The organism is Plesiocystis pacifica SIR-1 (assembly GCF_000170895.1).
GTDB classification, from domain to species: domain Bacteria; phylum Myxococcota_A; class Polyangia; order Nannocystales; family Nannocystaceae; genus Plesiocystis; species Plesiocystis pacifica.
The window spans coordinates 37,516-53,996 of sequence record NZ_ABCS01000070.1 but is presented as its reverse complement, the minus strand read 5'-3'; the positions used below and the strand labels follow the sequence as shown (position 1 = coordinate 53,996).

13 protein-coding genes and 1 pseudogene are annotated in these 16,481 nt (G+C 71.2%); 2 read left to right on the top strand and 12 right to left on the bottom strand.

Going from position 1 to position 16,481, the window contains the following annotated elements; all coding sequences use genetic code 11:
- From PPSIR1_RS28460 to PPSIR1_RS44090, 5 genes and pseudogenes are all read right to left on the bottom strand, one after another.
- Nucleotides 1–470 (bottom strand): annotated as a pseudogene (locus PPSIR1_RS28460) (ABC transporter permease); the annotation flags it as partial.
- Nucleotides 471–510: 40 nt separating this feature from the next.
- A complete protein-coding gene (locus PPSIR1_RS28455) occupies nucleotides 511–1,770 on the bottom strand; it encodes an ABC transporter permease (protein WP_045116915.1) in 1,260 nt (419 codons plus the stop codon).
- A gap of 18 nt (nucleotides 1,771–1,788) precedes the next feature.
- Complete coding sequence (locus PPSIR1_RS28450; RefSeq protein WP_006974656.1) at nucleotides 1,789–3,054, bottom strand: ABC transporter permease; 1,266 nt, start codon at nucleotides 3,052–3,054, stop codon at nucleotides 1,789–1,791.
- Between the two features lie 30 nt (nucleotides 3,055–3,084).
- A complete protein-coding gene (locus tag PPSIR1_RS28445) occupies nucleotides 3,085–3,888 on the bottom strand; it encodes an outer membrane lipoprotein-sorting protein (protein ID WP_006974655.1) in 804 nt (267 codons plus the stop codon).
- Entirely contained in the window at nucleotides 3,885–4,628 is a 744-nt protein-coding gene (locus PPSIR1_RS44090) for a TetR/AcrR family transcriptional regulator (RefSeq protein ID WP_006974654.1), read from the bottom strand. The genes PPSIR1_RS28445 and PPSIR1_RS44090 overlap by 4 nt, the downstream gene beginning before the upstream one ends.
- A 198-nt stretch (nucleotides 4,629–4,826) precedes the next feature.
- On the opposite strand from PPSIR1_RS44090, the gene PPSIR1_RS28435 reads away from it, so the two are divergent.
- The gene (locus PPSIR1_RS28435) at nucleotides 4,827–6,212 is read left to right on the top strand and encodes a hypothetical protein (protein WP_006974653.1); all 1,386 of its coding nucleotides are present in this window, start codon (nucleotides 4,827–4,829) and stop codon (nucleotides 6,210–6,212) included.
- A 228-nt stretch (nucleotides 6,213–6,440) separates the two neighbouring features.
- Here the strand turns inward: PPSIR1_RS28435 and PPSIR1_RS44085 are convergent, their stop codons facing one another.
- The 7 genes from PPSIR1_RS44085 to PPSIR1_RS28400 form a co-directional block, all read right to left on the bottom strand.
- A complete protein-coding gene (locus PPSIR1_RS44085; protein ID WP_157596071.1) occupies nucleotides 6,441–9,188 on the bottom strand; it encodes a serine/threonine-protein kinase in 2,748 nt (915 codons plus the stop codon).
- A 428-nt stretch (nucleotides 9,189–9,616) separates the two neighbouring features.
- Complete coding sequence (locus PPSIR1_RS28425) at nucleotides 9,617–11,014, bottom strand: TRM11 family SAM-dependent methyltransferase (RefSeq protein WP_006974651.1); 1,398 nt, start codon at nucleotides 11,012–11,014, stop codon at nucleotides 9,617–9,619.
- Between the two features lie 10 nt (nucleotides 11,015–11,024).
- Nucleotides 11,025–11,576, bottom strand: coding sequence for a hypothetical protein (locus PPSIR1_RS28420; protein ID WP_006974650.1), 552 nt, complete (start codon nucleotides 11,574–11,576; stop codon nucleotides 11,025–11,027).
- Between the two features lie 62 nt (nucleotides 11,577–11,638).
- The gene (locus PPSIR1_RS28415) at nucleotides 11,639–12,766 is read right to left on the bottom strand and encodes a hypothetical protein (RefSeq protein WP_006974649.1); all 1,128 of its coding nucleotides are present in this window, start codon (nucleotides 12,764–12,766) and stop codon (nucleotides 11,639–11,641) included.
- A gap of 10 nt (nucleotides 12,767–12,776) precedes the next feature.
- A complete protein-coding gene (locus tag PPSIR1_RS28410) occupies nucleotides 12,777–13,019 on the bottom strand; it encodes a hypothetical protein (RefSeq protein ID WP_006974648.1) in 243 nt (80 codons plus the stop codon).
- Between the two features lie 185 nt (nucleotides 13,020–13,204).
- Complete coding sequence (locus PPSIR1_RS28405) at nucleotides 13,205–14,464, bottom strand: FG-GAP repeat domain-containing protein (protein WP_086001770.1); 1,260 nt, start codon at nucleotides 14,462–14,464, stop codon at nucleotides 13,205–13,207.
- A 58-nt stretch (nucleotides 14,465–14,522) separates the two neighbouring features.
- A complete protein-coding gene (locus PPSIR1_RS28400; protein WP_157596070.1) occupies nucleotides 14,523–15,725 on the bottom strand; it encodes a fibrinogen-like YCDxxxxGGGW domain-containing protein in 1,203 nt (400 codons plus the stop codon).
- Nucleotides 15,726–15,935: 210 nt separating this feature from the next.
- On the opposite strand from PPSIR1_RS28400, the gene PPSIR1_RS28395 reads away from it, so the two are divergent.
- Nucleotides 15,936–16,388 (top strand): J domain-containing protein, encoded by a 453-nt coding sequence (locus tag PPSIR1_RS28395; RefSeq protein ID WP_006974645.1) that lies wholly within the window; start codon nucleotides 15,936–15,938, stop codon nucleotides 16,386–16,388.
- Nucleotides 16,389–16,481 lie beyond the last annotated feature (93 nt).

The window sequence follows — 16,481 nt, the reverse complement described above, 5'->3', positions numbered from 1 at the left end:
CCGAGGATGATGCCCTTGTCGTCGGGGCCCGCGAACATCTCGCCCTCGACGATGGCGTCGACGAGGCCGAGGGTGGTCTGGTCCTCGTAGCGCGCGTCGATGGCGACCACGCCAGCGCCGACGTTGTTGGACGCCGTGCCCAGCATCACCCCGCCGCTGACGCGCGGCGCGAAGCCGACGATGGCGCCCTCGGACTCCAGGGCCTCGAGGCGCCCGCGCAGGTCCTCGTCGAAGCGCACGGAGTGGTCGAGGCCCGGCTCGTCGAGGTAGTCGGGGTGCTGCGCGACCACGTGGCCCCCGCCCAGGCGCGCGGCGAAGTTGATCATCGAGCCGTAGGCCGAGTCTCCGATGCCCGTGGACACCACCGCCAAGAGCACGCCGAAGGCGATGCTGAACGCGGTGATGGCCGTGCGTCGACGGTTGCGCCACAGGTTGCGCCACGCCAACGAGGGGAGTCGAGGTCCTGCCATGACGATCTCGGGAGAAGGAGGAAGAGCCAGAGCCAGAGCTCTAGACGATGCGGATGACCTCGACGGGCGAGACTCGCCCGGCGCGGTAGGCCGGGTAGAGCCCGGCCGCGAGGGTCGCAAATACGATGGCGCCGGCGATCACCACGGCGTGGGGCGGGTAGAGGCCGACGTACATCACCGCCGGCATGGTCACGCCGGAGACCTGCGCCCCCTGGCCCGCGAGCTCCGCGGTGTCGATGCCCGTCGTCGCCAGGTAGTAGTAGGGATAGGCCGTCAGCACGACGCCCGCGATCAGCCCGCACAGGGCCACCCACAGGCTCTCCCACACGATCAGCGCGAACAGCTGCACCCGCGAAAAGCCGATCGCCGCGAGGATCCCGAACTCGCGCATCCGCTCCATCACCGACACGAACATGGTGTTGAAGATGCCCGCGGCGATGAGCACGGTGATGATCGCCTGCATCACCACGTTGCCTCCCTCCTTGACGGACACGAAGGCCGCCAGGTCCGGGAGCGCGCCGGACCACGGCAGGGCCGAGACCGACTCGCCCAGCGCCGCGTCGAGCTGGGTCGCCAGGGCGTCGGCGTGGTGGTGGTCGTCGATGAACACCGCCAGCTGGGTCAGCTCGTCGTCCTCGTAGCCGAGCACCTCGCGCATGGCCCCGATGGGCATCAGGCAGGTCGCGCCGTCGATCTCGGGGGCGCCGGTCTCGATGATCCCGCTGACCCGCGCGAGCCCGTTGGCGATCTCGCCGTTCTTGTCCGTGACCGTATAGACGACCTTCTTGCCCAGCTCGACGTCGAGGTTCTCGGCGAGCACGGCCCCGAGGATGATGCCCTTGTCGTCGGGGCCCGCGAACATCTCGCCCTCGCTCAGGGCCTCGACCAGGCCGAGGGTGGTCTCGCTCTCGGCCCGCGGATCGATGGCGACGACGCCGGCCCCGACGTTGTTGGACGAGGTCGCCAGCATGATCCCGCCGGTGATCCGCGGGGCCACGCCGACGACCCGCGCGCGGCCCTTGTCGAGGGTGTCGAGCTCGGCCTCGAGCGCCTCCGGGCTCACGCGGATCGAGTTCTCGAGCGAGGGCTGGTCGACGTAGTCGGGGTGCTGGACGACCACGTGGCCGCCGCCGAGGCGCGCGGCGTAGTCGATCATCTCGGTGTAGGAGGAGTCGCCGATGCCCGTGGACACCACCGCCAAGAGCACGCCGAAGGCGATGCTGAACAAGGTGATCGCCGTGCGTCGGCCGTTGCGCCACAGGTTGCGCCACGCCAACAGGGGAAGCCGAGGTCCTGCCATGATCGTTCGCTCCTCTGGTCAGTCCCGCAAGGCCGACAGCGGCTGGATGAAGGCGGCCCGCAGCGCCGGGTAGAGCACCGAGAGCGCGATGATGACGATCAGCGCGATCGCGGGGGTCAGGTAGGTGTCGAGGGTGACCACCGAATGCCAGATGGGGTCGATGCTCATGCCCATCACCGAGAGGTTCCCGTCGCCGCTCATGTCCAGGCCGGTGTGGACCATGTAGTAGTTGGCTGGGATGGCCAGGAGGACGCCGGCCGAGACCGCGAACACGCCCTGGATGGCGGTCTCGATCAGGATCAGCCGCAGCACCTTCATGGGCCCGAAGCCGATGGCCTTGAGCACCCCGAACTCCCGGGTCCGCTCGAACACCGCCATGAGCATGGCGTTGAGCACCACGATGCCGACGGCGACGTAGATGATCGCCATCATCACGGCCAGGCCCGCGGCGGAGGTCTCGAGCATGGACGCCAGACCGGGCTGGAGCTCGCGCCACGTCGACACCTGGGCCTGCTCGACGCCGGCCTCGTCGAGGATGGCCTGGGCCCGCTCGGCGCCCGCCTTCAGGCCCTTGTCGGGGGCGTCGGGCTGCTCGGGCACGCGCAGGATGACCTGGTGCACGCCCTCGTAGAAGACCATGAGCTCGCGGAAGTCCTCGCCGCGCATGAACACGCCGGCCCGGTCGACGCGCTCGGACACGCCGCCGAGGATGCCGCGGACCGGGTAGAGGTCGTTGGCCATGGACCCGTCGGCGCCCTGGGACAGGACGACCAGCTCGCCGCCGACCTCGAGGCCGAGGCTGTCGGCCAGGCGATGGCCGATCACCACGCCCGGCTCGTCCGCAGACAGCCACTCGCCCTCGAACACGCGCTCGTGGATCTTGCCCACGTCCTTGTCCGCGGCGACGTCGATGCCGATCATCTGGATGCCGGCCGAGTTGTCCTCGCTCGCGCCCAGGCCCACGCCCAGCAGGCGCGGCGCGGCCTCGAAGCCCTCGGCCTCGAGCTTGGCGAAGGCGGCGTCGAGGGCCCCCTCGTCCTGGCCCTCGCCCGCCCGGATCGCCGTGTACAGCGACGGCTTCTCGCGGTAGCCCTCGGCGAAGACCTGGGCGTCGCCGACCTCGAGGTCGAGGATCGTGCCCTCGAGGCGCTCGAGGTAGCCGTTCGCCAGGCCCGTGTAGAGGATCATGACGAACAGCGCGATCGCTGCCGCGGCCATGGTCACCACGCTGCGCCGGGTGTTGCGCCAGACGTTGCGCCAGGCGAGCTTGAAGTCGTCGAACATGACGCTGGCTCCCGCGAATGTGAGTGCGGCCTAGATGGCCTTGAGCTGCTGCACGCTGAAGAAGGAGGGCTCGAGGTCGACGTCGAAGTCGATGTGCTCGTAGCGCATCTCGGTGAACTCCCCGGGCTTGTCGAGGGGGGTCATGCGCATGCGCCCGGCCAGCTTGCGCCCGGCCTGCTCGCGGTACTCGAAGAACTCGAGCTTGCGGATGGGGTTGAGGTCCTCGTCGTAGAACAGCTGGCCCGCGGGCAGCAGGTCCGACTTGCGGACCATGACGTCGATCTGCCCCCACACGACGACGGCGTCGGGCTTGGGCTTTAGAATCACCGCCCAGGTCGCCTCGCCCTCGATGGTCGGCCCCTCGCGCAGCGCGTAGTCGAAGTCGTTGGCCAGGCGGCTGTCCTTGATGAGGTCGTCGTTGGTGAAGTGGCTGCCCATCCACGAGCCGCCCATGGACGCCCCGGAGATCTTGATGGTCCGGCCGGTCTTGCTCAGGTAGGTGAACAGGTCGCCGTTGGCCTTGAGGGTCGCCGTGCCCCGCTCCTTCTTGGGCTCGAGGATGCGGATCAGCGAGTAGTCCTCGCCCAGCGACCAGCTCTCGAGCTTCATCGAGCGCTCCCAGTGCTTGGTCTTGACCGCCATGGTCATGGTCCCGTGGCTGGACCGGCCGCGGTACTGGTCGTCGACCTGGTCGAGGAGGTAGCGCGGGAACTCGGGGTCGCCGGGCTGGGGCGCGGCGAGGGCCGGCGCGGGCAGGCCGAGGGTGAAGGCGGCGACGGACAGGGCCGACAGGCCCGCGAGGGCGGTCAGCGCGTTGCGGCGGGACATGCTCATGGTGCTTCTCCTGACTCGGTGGAGTCTTTGTCGGCAGAGACCGACGATGGACTTGGGGGATCGTTCACGTCCGCCGGCACGTCGCCGGGCGGGCGCGGGCGCAGGCCATCGACGACCAGATCGGCCAAGATGGCGGCGAAGCGCTGGGTGCTCATGCCGGGGTGGTTGTGCTCGTGGCGCAGCACGGGGCCGAGGTGGGCCAGAGCCCGGAGCACGTTGGCCCGATCGACGAGCTCGACCAGGCTCCAGCGGTGGTGCCCCGCGACCTCGTCGAGCATCGGCGCGATGTATTCGGCGACGTTGGCGTTGCCCTGAGCGACGAGCTCTTGGGGCATCTCGGCGAGGATCTCCTCGACCCCGTCCTCGAGCAGGCGCATGTTCAGCGACTCGCCCGGGAGGGTCAGGAGCAGGGTCAGCCAGCGCTTGAGGCGGACCGCGGCCGAGCCCGTGGACGGGTCGAAGACCGCGGTGAAGCGCGGGATCCACTCGAGCTTCTCCCGCGCCGAGCAGGCGATGAGCAGGTCGATCTTCTTGGGGAAGTAGAGGTAGAGCGTGCCCTTGGCGACGCCCACGTCCGCGGCGATGTCGTCCATGCTCGTCGCCCGGTAGCCCTCGGCCTTGAAGCGGGCCGTGGCGGCTTCGATGATGGCGAGGCGGCGGCGGCCTTTTCGGCTGCTCGGGTCGATGTCACCGATGTAGCCGTGGAGCTGCTCGGTGAGGCGGTCTACGGGCACGCTCACGTACTGACCATACTGGTCCGATGAGTCATTTTTGCAAGCGAAACTCGACGATCGAGCCCAGAAAAATGACCACCGACCGAAAATGGGTCATTTTTGCCGACTGACCGCCACCCATGCGCACAACCTGCGGGCTTCGCCAGGCCGCCCCTTCCGAGCTCGACACCCCTCGCAGTAAGGTGCCCGCGCGGGACCCTCGCAATGGCGGACGAAGACCACATCCTCTGGGAGCTCGTCGAGCAGCACCTCGACGAGGCCGAGTTCTGCTTCGAGGTGTGGGCGTCCACCCTCGACGCGCCGAACTACACCCTCGAGGAGATCGCCGAGGGGCCGGAGGCGCGGCTGCTCGCCCACGTCGATGGCCTGGTGATCGGCGGGCGAGCCGTGGCCCGCGAGCTGCTGTGGCCCGCGCTCGACAGCCCGGTGAGCAGCGAGGAGCGCTGCGCCGCGGCGACCATGGCGCTGACCGTCGGCCTCGACGCCGAGGGCTGGGCCCGCCTGCTGGGCCTCCTCGACGAGGCCCAGGACGAGCGGCGTAGAGGTCTGGTCCGCGGGCTGCAGCTCGGCCTCGACCTCGACGCCGATTCGATGAGCTCGAACCCCGCCGCGGCCGAGCGGCGCTTGCTCGCGGACCTCGAGGGCGCGAGCACCCTCGGCGTCTCGGCGCGCCTCGAGGTCCTCGCCGGGCGCCAGCACGTCCCCGGGCCCTGGCTGCGGCCCCACCTCGACAGCGCGGACGTGGCCACGGCCCGGGCCGCGGTGACCCTGGCGCGCTTTGGCGGCCCCGAGGGGCTCCGGCGCCTCGACCCCCCGCCGGGGATCTGGGACCGCCTCGGCCGCGCCGAAGACCCCGAGCTGCGCGAGGCGACGATCACCACGGCGCTGCTCCTCGGCGTCCAGGGGGCGTGGGCGTCCGCGGCCTACTGGGCCTTCGCCGCTCCCGAGCCCGCGATGCGTCGGGCCGCGGCGACCTGGGTGGCCGTGCTCGGTGACGCCAGCGCCCACGCCCGCCTGCTCGCCGACCTCGACGACCCCGAGCTGCGTCGAACGAGCGCCTGGGCCTGCGCCCACGCCGGGCGCCCCGACGCCGTCGAGGCCGCCCTCCCCCTCCTCGACGACCCCGAGTTTGGCCCCCTCGCCGCCGAGCTGCCGTGCGCGGTCGCGGGCCTGCCCGTGGACCGAGACGAGCTGTGGCGCGACCCCCCGCCCGAGACCGCCGCCGAGAGCCTCCCGCCCCTCGACGCCGACGACCTCGACGAAGACCTCGTCCCCGACGCCGAGGCCCAGCTCCCCCTCCCCGACCCCGCCGCGATCCGAGCCTGGTGGGCCAACGCGCGGGCCACTCTCGACGACAACCCGAGCCTCCGCCACCACGCCGGCCGCCCCCTCGACGCCGCCGGACTCCGCGACGCCCTCACCGCTGGACCCGCCCGCTGGCGCCACGTCCAAGCCATGGAGCTCGCCCTGCGCAGCCGCGGCCGAGCCCTCGTCAACACGCGAGCCCTCGCGCGAACCCAGCAGCGACAGCTGGCGAGCCTGAGCCTCGACGCCGTCGAGGACTGCCAGCGCGGCATGGCCCTGCCCTGAACCAGGCGGTCGGCAGCTTCGTCTCCGACCCGAGCCTCGACACGCTCCCTCAGCCCCGCCAAACCACGCCGAACTCGCCCCCGCGCCTCGACACGCTCCCCGCACCCCCGCCAAACCACGCCCCCGCGAGCGGGGGCGACATGCCCTCCCATTGCCCACCACGCCAAAGCGGAGGAGCGGAGCGACGAAGCGCCCCCGGCTCGAGAGCGCCCGCGGGGGCAAAAAAGTTCACTGCGCGGTGAGCCAGTTGTCCACGCGGGCCACGGACTCGACGTCGCCCAGGGTCTCGAAGCCGCGCCGGGCCGCGTTGGCGCGCTCGAGGGCTCGCTCCCAGTTCGCGTCCTCGCCAGCGACCCAGGCACCGGCGAGGGCGAAGCGGATCCGCGCGACGAGAGCGCGGGCGTCCGCGTCGAGGGCAGTCCCGAGGGCGCGCTCGAGCACGCCGCGGGCGGCCACGGGGGCGCCGAGGGCCACGGACACCTCGCCCTGCTCGCACTCGAGGGTCGCAATCTCGACGCCGTAGCGGGCGCGGAAGGCATCGCGCAGCCCCTCCGGCTGGGCCTCGATGGCCTCCCCCCAGGTCTCGCGGGCGCGGGCGTAGACGGTCCCCGCCTCCTCGAGCTCGTCGAGCTCGCGCAGCAGCACGCCCTCCCCCATGAGCGCCCGCGCGAGCGCGAGCCGCTGGCGGTCGCCGCCCTTGGCGTAGATGGTCTGGGCCCGGCGCTGGTTGGCCAGGGCCTCGTCGAGCTTGCCCAGGCGACGCTGGAGCTGAGCGAGGGCCTCGACGGCCTCTCCGGCCTCGGGCGAGTTGGGGCCATGGGCGTCGACGTAGATGCTCTCGACGGCCTCGCGCTCGCGCAGCGCGAGGGCCACGTCTCCGTGGACCTCCGCGAGCACGGACAGGTCCACGCGCACCGACGCGACGTTGGGGTTTTGCGCGCCGAAGTTGTCGATCCAGTAGTCGCGGGCGAGCTCGAGCTCGACGCGCGCGTCGTCGTAGCGGCCCAGGGTGGTCAGCAGGCGACCCCGGAGCTGGCGCAGGCCGGCGATGGAACCTGCGGCCCTGTCGGCCGTGCCCCCGCTCGACAGCCGCCCGATCACGTCCTTGGCCAGCGCCTCGCCCTTCTCCCGCTGGCCCACGGCGTCGAGGATGTCGATGTACACGAGCTCGAGCTCGGCGCGCTGGTACTCGGGGGTGCCCAGGCGCCCAAAGATGGCGCGGGCCCGGGCGATCTTTCGCAGGCCTTCCGCGTGGCGCCCCGCGATGGCGTCGGTGCGCGCGAGGCTGACGAGCGCCGAGGCCCGAATCTCATCGGCGCCCAGGGCCTCGGCCTTGAGCTCGGCCTCCTCGAGGTCGGCGACCGCCGACTCGACGTCGCCCGTGGACAGCACGAGCTCGGCGCGGAGCAACAGGGCCTTGGCCAACATGGCGCGGGCGTTGTCCTTGCGCGCGGCGTCGATGGCCTCCGCGACGACCTCGAGGGCGCCGGGGATGTCCCGGGCGACGCCGCGCTGGCGCGCCCGGACGAGCAGCACCGCGATCTCGCCGTGCTCGTCCGTCCCCGCCAGGGCGCCGCCGTCTTCCTGGCTCGACTCGACGCCTTCGGCCGAGCAGTCTTCGAGGACCGGCAGCTCGTTGAGGAGCTCGAGGGCGCTGGCCAGCCCGCTCTCGCCCGAGGTCAGCGTGCCGACCAGCTCGCCGAACACCGCCAGACCGTTGTCGAGACACAGCATGCGCCGGTTCATGACCTCCTCGCTCTGCTGGCCGTTGAGCGTGGCCTCGCAAGCCTCCCGGTGCGCGCTCTCCCACCCCTTCGCCCACTGGTCGAAGCCGGTGACCACCGCCGGGCCCTGCTCCTCGGCCCAGGGCTTGTCGACGGCATCGAAGGCGCTGTCGAGGGAGTCGCGCTGCGTCGACCCCCAGACCTTGGCCATGCGCTCGCTCCCGTCGGCGCACAGCGGCTCCTCGGCGCCCTCGGTGGTCTCGCCCTCGTCGCCCTCGTTGGACGCCAGCGTAGCCTGGGCGACGAGCACCGCGAAGGTCACGACGAGCAGGCCGGCCATGCCCCAGATGGCGCCGAGCCGCCACACCCGGTAGGGGTCGCGGGTCAGGGCCTCGAGCACCTCGGCCATGCTCTCGTGGCGCTGGTCGGGGTCGGGGTTGAGGCCGCGGACGAGGGCCGAGCGGATCCACCCGGGCACCGTCGAGCCCCGGGGCGCCGGCGCGATCTGGCCGTCGGTCACCGCGATGGCGATCTCGATGCGGGTCTTGGCCGAAAACGGCAGCTCGCCGTAGAGGGCCTCGTAGAGCGCGACGCAAAACGAGAACTGGTCGGAGCGGTGATCGAGCTTCTTGCCCAGGTGCTGCTCTGGAGACATGTAGGCCGGCGTGCCGGCCTCCCGGTCGACCGCCGTCTTGCGCTCGGCCAGGTCACGGCTCGCGCCGAAGCGCCGCGCGAGGCCGAAGTCCAGCACGCGCACCCGGCCGTCGTCGCCGACGAGCACGTTGTCGGGCTTGAAGTCGCGGTGGACCAGGCCGGCCTCGTGGGCGGCGACCAGGCCCTCGCCCGCGCGCATGAACACCTCGAGGATCTCGTGCCAGTCCCGGCCCGGCTCGCGCATCCAGTTCGAGAGCTCCTTGCCCTCGACGAACTCCATGGCGATGAACACCCGATCTTTGATCGTGCCCACGTCGTGGACCGTGATCACGTTGGGGTGGCTCAGCTGGGCCATCGCCTTGGCCTCGGACTGGAGGCGTCGAGACGCGCGCTCGATCTCCTCGTCCGAGCCCTCGGCCTGCTGGTGCATCAGCTTGAGGGCGACGCGACGATCGAGGTCCGGATCGTAGGCCGCGTACACCACCCCCATGCCGCCGGAGCCGATGCGCGAGAGCACCACGTAGCGCGACTCACCAACCCGCGAACCGGGGGCGAAGTCGTAGTCGCCGCTGCTCGCACCATCCTTCCCGGAAGCCACGACTGTGCCTTCCCCTTCCGGCTCTTCATCGCCGGGTTCGGTCCAGATGAGTTCTTCTTTTTGCAAGGCCGCAGCCCCGAGGGTGGTGGTGGTGACAAATCATAGTACGTCCGCGAGTTCGTCGTCCCGCGAACTCCGCCAAAACCATCGCGCGCGCGCTTGGGTCAAAACGCGACAGACGCGGCGCGCCTCGATCCCTGTGCAAAGTCCGCCCACGCCCACCCGAACCGCCCGCGCAGGCACGACGGAGGGGCACCCAGGCGGGCCCGATGGGCGCACGGTCTGCACCCACGAGGGCGCGCCGACGCGACGAGTAGACGTCGCCCGCACCCGTCGAGTTTCTCGCAGGCCGCGTCTCAACCGCGAAACTTCCGGAGGGCACTGAAACGCGCTCGCCATGCGCGATTCAGAACTTCATTCTCAGCCCATCAGGCCGGCCGGCGAAGCGCGACGAGGTGCTCCCGTCGCTCCTGGCCGTGTCCGCCGGTCCACCACTCGGGGCGCGGCTGCGAAGCCGCCGCGAGGAACTCGAGCTCGGCCACGGGCGCGAGCGCCTCGAGCTGCCGGTCCGCCGGTACCGCGACCCGCCCGAGCTGGGCGTCCCCCATGAGCAACACGGCCACGGCGTCCGGCGAGAGCAGCTCGTGGAGGGTGCGCAGGGTGTCGAGCACCTGCTGATCCCAGCGCGCTTGGGCGTCCTTGCCCGCTTCGACCCGACCGCTACGCCGCTCTCCTCGCCGCGCACTTCCCGACTTCGAGTGCGGCTGCGAGAGGTCCCGGCGCGCACCGATCTCGCCCTCGCGCAGGTGCTTCGCGTTGATCCCCAACCACGCGTGGCGGCGGGCGTGATGCCGCGCGTAGTCGTAGGTGCCCCCGTAGGGCGGCGAGGTCAGGACGAGGTCGCAGCGGTACTCCCCCGAGAGCGTGGTCGGCAGGCGCCGGGCGTCGGACTGGACAAAGCGCGGCTCGTGGGATCGCTCGGGCAGGGCCTCGCTCAGCGCCGCCCACCGCTCGACGAGTTCACGGCCTTTGCGCAGGAAGAACTCCGTGACCAGGCCCTTGCGCAAGCGCCGGGGGGCGTCGCGGTCCGCGGTCTCCGAGCGCTGACGCGAGAACTTGACCACGATCGCCGAAAACACCATCTCCAGGGCTTGGCGATCCCGCTTGTCCCGGACCGCGCGGATCTCCTCGAGCAGACCGGCGAGCTCCTTGAGGACGTGGACATCGTACCAGCTGCGCTCCTCGGGCGAGAGCGCGGCGCGGACCTCCACCCGGCCCCGGACCCGGCGCTCGGACGCGGCCGCGACGGCCTCGAGCACCTCCGTGAAGCGCGCGCGCTGGGGCTCGCGGCGGCGCTCGACCTTGACCCGCGACAGCCGCAGCGCCAGGGGGTCGAGGTCGCTGCCGAGGCAGCGCCAGCCCGCGACCATGGCCTCGACGGCCACGGTGCCCCCGCCGCAGAAGGGATCGAGGACCTCCGAGCCGGGGCCGAGGTCGAACTCGCGCAGCACGACCCGGGCCAGGGCCGGGTGCATGCGCGCGGGGTAGGTGTGGAAGCCGTGGGTGAGCACGTCGGCCTCCTCGGCCTGGGCCTCCATGGCCGAGGCGAGCGCGAAGGCGAAGGCTCGATCGCCGCGGCTGTCGACGGGGCCGCCGAGGTTGGACAGGGCCTCGCGACGCGCACCTCGGCGCGGCGCCTTGCCCTTCTTGGGCTTCTTCCCCTCGGGCTTCTTCCCCGCCGGCTCGTGTCCGGGCTCGTTCTTGGCCGAGCGCTCTTGCTCGGAGGGCGCCTCGGTGTCTGCCCGCGTGTCCTCGTCTCCGCTCACGCCCCCGGGTCTACTTGCCCGGGGCGTACTTGTCGACGCAGGCGTCGAACAAGTAGTCCGGCTTGGCCTGGAGCAGCTTGAACTGCGCTTCGGTGTAGGCCCCCTCGGCGGTCACGGCCTTGATGACCTCGGTCATGCACGCCGCCGCCTCGACGCTGTCGAGCTTGGCGCAGCTCCCCTTGACCTTGCCCAGGTTCTCCTTCTTCGAGTCGAAGAAGGTGATCTGGTACTTGTCGTCGTCGAAGTAGATGGCCTTGACCCAGTCCGAGTAGATGTAGATGAGCTCGGTGCAGGCCGTGTCGAGGTCCTTGGGCAGCTTCTCCGGCGCCTTGACCACGACGTCGGCGATCGCGTCGTACTTGGCCTTCTCCGCGGCCTCGGCCGCTTGCTTCTTCTCGAGGCCCTTGCGCAGCGCCTCCTCCTCCTCGGCCTTCTTGGCGTCCTCTTCGGCCTTGGCCTTGGCGGCCGCGTCGTCCTGCTTGGCGTCGGGCTCGGGGCCCGAGTCGCAGGCGGCGAGGGAGAGGATCAGGGCGGGCACGAACGCACACGAGAGCCAGCGCATGGCCGCGAATGTACCCCCACTCGCGCGCGGCGCAAAACGCTCAGAGGGTCGTCGTGGACGACTCACCGAGCCTCCGCCGTCCATGAAGGCGCGTAGAGACTCAGCGACTCGAGGCAAGGCTCGTCCCCCTCGGCGACGAGCCACAGCTCGTCGAAGCGCCCCGAGAGCGCCCCATCACGGCGGACCGAGAGCTCCAAGATCCCCCCGTAGGCCCGCAGCCGCCGCCCGTCGATGACCAGCTCGACGGCGAGGGCCTCACCCACGGGGTAGCGACCCGTGCGCGGCGGGACCTTCAGCTCGACGTGGAGTTGCAGGTCCCGCCGGTACTCGGGCGAGTCGAGGGTCGGTCCGCTGGCCGCGTCGATCCAGGCCCCGGGGGCGTCGTCGCGCTTCATCCTCAGCTCCGGCCCCAAGCCCCCGGGCTGGCGCAGATCGATGCCCTCGCACAGCGGCAGGTCCGCGTCGACCCAGTCGGGCTCGAGCAGCTCGACCTCGAGGTGGTCGAGCTCGGACCAGCAGGTGTCGAGCGCGCTGTACTGGCCGTCGTGGAACAGGCGCAGCCCGTCGAGGACGAGGCGCTGACCGTCGAGGGAGTAGCGCCCAGACAGAGCCCGGTGGATCCCAAACTCGGAGTCCTCGATGGTCAGGTAAGCCCCATCGATCGCGTGGAGCGGATGGGGACCCGGCTCGCGCTCGAGCGAGGTGAGCGTCAACCGGGAGGAGTCGGCGAACAGCGCCTCGACGCCCAAGGGGCTCCGCGAGGCCCACACGAGCTCGGCTCCGGGCGGACCCGGACAACGCGGAGCGTCGGCCGGCGGCGCGAGCACGCGATCCTCGGACATGCAGCGAAAGCGCCCTTGAAAGTAGGCCTTGTCCGGCACCTGGACGCGGCTGCCCGGCGCGAGGCCGCGGATGTCGTGCTCGCCCCTGCCCCCCTCGAACTCGACGGAGAAGCGCTCGACGGCCATGCCCCGCTCGGCGCAGTAGGCCTCGGCCTCGCGGCGGGCCCGGGCCTCGAGCCCCTCGGTGTTCGTCGTCCCCTCGCGGCCGGCGGACACCTCGTGGAGGCCCCAGTCCACGCCGGAGCGCGCGGGCTGGACCCAGGCGTGCCCGTGGACGCAGGCCGCGAGCGCCGTGAAGGCCACCAGGCCGAGCGCCCGGCCAGCGAGTCCTCCTTTGCTCCCGATCATGTCGGGACTCCTAGCCCCGTCGCTTTCGCGCCCGCTCGAGGGCCGCCTCGATCCGAGCGTCCGTGATCGCCCGAGACTTCGCGAGGTTCTCGTCGAGCCGATCGCGGGTCTCCTCGCGCAGATCCAGGGCCTCCTCGGGGTCGAGGCCCGCCTCCTCGGCGAGGGACTGCGCCAGCGCGTGCACGAGCTTGGCCCGGTCCACCGCGTCGAGCTCGAGGGCCTGCTGGAGGATGCTGTCGTAGTCCCGCGCCATGGCAGGCGCAGTGTATCGCGGACCAGACAGCTCGGCGCTCAGAGCTGTGAGTCCAATCGCCCCCTCCAGGGGGCGGCCCGATGCCCATGCGAAGGCACGAACTCCATTGCCCACCAAGCCAAAGCGGAGGAGCGGAGCGACGAAGCGCCCCCGGTCTCGAAACGCTCGTGGGGGCAAAGTAGAGCTCAGGTCCCGGTGATCAGCACGGCCACGCTGCCGCCCGCAAAATCCGCGACCACCAGGTCCATGCGTCCGTCGCCGTCGAGCTCGGCCGCGGCCAGGTCGAAGGGCTGCTCGCCGGCGTAGAAGGTCAGCGGCTCGCCGAAGCCCGCGCCGTCGATGGAGGGGTAGATGGTGAGGCTGGCCGAGCCCGAGTCGGCGCTGACCAGATCGCCCAGGCCGTCGCCGCTGACGTCGGCGATCACCGCCGAGTAAGGCGCGACCCCAACGGGGAAGCTCTCGCCCGCGGCGAAGCTGCGATCGCCGAGGTTGCGCAACAAGGTGACCGTGCCGGCGTCGTGGTCGGCCGAGAGCAGGTCCGTGTCGCCGTCGCCGTCGACGTCTCCGGCCCCGAGGCCGCGGGGCTTGTCGCCCACGCCGAAGGGCTCGGGCGCCGCGAAGCTCCCGTCGCCCGCGCCCCACAGCAGGCTGACCGTCGAGGGCGTGCGCTCGACGACGGCGATGTCGAGGGCCCCGTCGTCGTCGAAGTCGTCGAGGGCCAGGTCGTAGGGCTCGACCCCGACCGCCAGCGGCGTGATGGTGGGGATGGCCCCGGCCCCGTCGCTGAGCAGCACGTAGAGGGTCGCGCCGGTCTCGTCGGCCGTGACCACGTCGAGCCACCCGTCGCCGTCGAGATCACCGATGACCACGGCCCGCGGCGTGTTCCCGGTGTTGGCGATGGGCGCCGCGCCGAAGCTGCCCGTGCCGTCCCCCGGGGCGACGCCCGTGCCCGTGGCCCCGAGGACCTTGGCGACGACCAGATCGGCGTGCCCGTCCAGGTTGATGTCGCCCGCGGCGAGGTGGCGCACGCCCGTGCCCAGGGTGCTCGACACCGGCTCCGAGAAGGCCCCGCCGCCCTGCCCGAGGAGCACGCGGGTGAACGACGCCGAGATCGACGACGCGACCAGATCGACCTCGCCGTCGCCGCTCAGGTCGGCGGCCACGACCGTGGTCGGCTGGAGGCCCAGGCTCAAGAAGCCGCCGTCCAGAAAGCAGACCTGACCCGGCTGGGGATCGTCGCAGGGGTCGGGCTCGGTGTCCGTCCCCTCGGACGCCTCCGAGTCGGCGTCGGTGTCCGTCGCTTCAGCTTCGGTCTCGGTCTCGTCCGAGCCGAGCTCGTCGTCCCCCTCCGCCCCCGCGCCGGTGCAGCCCGCGAGCGCGAGGCCGAGGCCGACGCAGGTCAGGAACGGAAGCTTTAGGAAAGTTAGTTTCACTGCGCCGAGCATGACCGGAGCCGGGCTCAGACGCCAGTGCGGCGTTTACACCACCTTCTCTCTGCGAGAATCAGCGCAGGTAGACCGACCCGCTCCACCACGGGTACCAGCCCTCTTCCTGGCCCCCGGACTCCCCCCAGCCCACGCGGAAGGTCGAGCTCGTCGCGCCGACCATATACGGCGTCCCGTTGTCCATGTAGGGGAAGTCGCAGGACTCGCAGCTGAGGTTGGAGATCATGGTCTCGCCCAAGGTCGCAGACGGACCCGGGTCGTCCGCGGAGCCAAAGCCCACGTCGCCCACGCACGCCCCGGCGCAGTTGCTGTGCGCGATGCTCCAGTCGGACTGGGTGTAGGTCCCCGGGTAGACCTCGGTGGTGCCCCCGTTCCCGCCCGCGGCCCGGGACACGAAGTCGGCCAGGTAGAACTCGTCGAAGCCCGGGGCGAAGGTGATGTCCCAGGTATAGGTGTGGTTGCCGCCGCCGTCCGTGGTGAAGGGGCGGCAGTTGACGTCGACGCCCTCGGTGGGCGCGGCCTCGACGGCCGTGAGCTGCGAGTCGAGGTCGCCGTTGCAGGTGTTCTCGACGGCGAAGCCCGTCCACCCGCCGCCGTCCGTGTCCATGTCGCACTCGACGGCGAAGGTCGAGTCCGGGTCGTTGGGGCCGATTAGATAGGTGCCCGTGGCCGCGGTGTCGTCGAAGTCGAGGATCTCGAGGCAGCTCTGGGGCACGAGGCAGTCCGCCAGGCAGCCGTCGCTGCTGTCGTCGTTTTGGTCGTCGCACTGCTCGGGGCCGTTGACCATGGCGTCGCCGCAGTAAGCCGCGAGCGCCGAGCAGTCCGGCTCGCAGCCGCCGTAGCTGCCGTCGTTGACGCCGTCGTCGCAGACCTCGTCGCCCTCGACCACGCCGTCGCCACACTCGGCGCCGCCGTCGGTCGTGTCGCCGGTCGTGTCGCCCGTGGTCTCGTCGGTGCTCTCGTCGGTGCTCTCGTCGGTCGTGTCCTCGGTGGCGGTCTCGTCGGTGCTCTCCTCCGTCGTGGTCTCCGTCGTCTCCTCGCTCGTGTCCGTGGTGGACTCCGTCTCCGTGGAGCCGTCGGAGCTCGACTCGCCGTCGGTGCTGGTGTCGACCTCGTCGTTGCCCCCGTCGCTCGTGTCCGTCGCGCCGACCTCGTCGCCGGCGTCTCCGGGCGAGTCGTCACCGCACGCCATCACGGGCAAGAGCAGCGCGCAGGCTGCGAGAGACAGGAGGGGGAAAGCGAAAAAGGCAGTGCGATTCACGGTGGATCCTCGGCACCCACCATCACGGGCCACGGGCTTCGCGCTCAACGACCGGGAGGTGGGGATCACGCCTCATTCCTCAAAAAATCCCGCTAGATGCGCGCTCTCGACCTCTGCGCGCTCGATGGCGCGCGAGCCAGCGCAGTGCCCGCCCGGCTCCCCTCCTCGGCCGCCCTCGCCAAGGCGCAGCGCCCATGCCAAGGTGGACCCGTGCCTGCGGTCTTCGTCGACTACTACGAACTCCTCGAGGTCCAGCCCCAAGCCAGCACCCGCGAGATCAAGGCGGCCTACAGGACCTGCATGCTCCGTGATCACGCCGACCAAAACCCGGAGCAGGACGACGCCGGAGAACGCATGATCCTGCTGAGTCGGGCAAAGGACGTGCTCCTCGACGACTCCAAGCGCCGCCGCTACGACCAGGAGCGCTCCGCGTGGCATGCCGCCTCGGCCTTCGGCGCCGCGCCCCCGCGGTGGGAGGGCGGCAAGGCCCCAGACGCCAACCAGCCCGTTCAGATCGACCTCCGCGACGTCTCCATCGGCAAGATCCTCGTCGGCGCCGGGGTGGCGGTGGTCGTCGGCGGCCTGGCCTTCGCCGCCAAGAAGGTCGCAGATCGGGCGAGTCGACGCGGACGCCCGCGCCGTCGCGGCAGCGCCTTTCGCTGACTCCAGCGAACTCCTGCAGCTTGGGAGCCCGTGCCAGAGCGCACCAGGGGCCCCGCACTTTTCGACCTCAGCCATTGGGTGCTTCCCAGGGTC

Excerpts from the sequence above, each read along its gene's own strand:
- PPSIR1_RS28455 (WP_045116915.1), bottom strand. The coding sequence starts at position 1,770 with ATGGCAGGACCTCGGCTTCCCCTGTTGGCGTGGCGCAACCTGTGGCGC.
- PPSIR1_RS28450 (WP_006974656.1), bottom strand. The coding sequence starts at position 3,054 with ATGTTCGACGACTTCAAGCTCGCCTGGCGCAACGTCTGGCGCAACACC.
- PPSIR1_RS28445 (WP_006974655.1), bottom strand. The coding sequence starts at position 3,888 with ATGAGCATGTCCCGCCGCAACGCGCTGACCGCCCTCGCGGGCCTGTCG.
- PPSIR1_RS28435 (WP_006974653.1), top strand. The coding sequence starts at position 4,827 with ATGGCGGACGAAGACCACATCCTCTGGGAGCTCGTCGAGCAGCACCTC.
- PPSIR1_RS28420 (WP_006974650.1), bottom strand. The coding sequence starts at position 11,576 with ATGCGCTGGCTCTCGTGTGCGTTCGTGCCCGCCCTGATCCTCTCCCTC.
- PPSIR1_RS28415 (WP_006974649.1), bottom strand. The coding sequence starts at position 12,766 with ATGATCGGGAGCAAAGGAGGACTCGCTGGCCGGGCGCTCGGCCTGGTG.
- PPSIR1_RS28410 (WP_006974648.1), bottom strand. The coding sequence starts at position 13,019 with ATGGCGCGGGACTACGACAGCATCCTCCAGCAGGCCCTCGAGCTCGAC.
- PPSIR1_RS28405 (WP_086001770.1), bottom strand. The coding sequence starts at position 14,464 with ATGCTCGGCGCAGTGAAACTAACTTTCCTAAAGCTTCCGTTCCTGACC.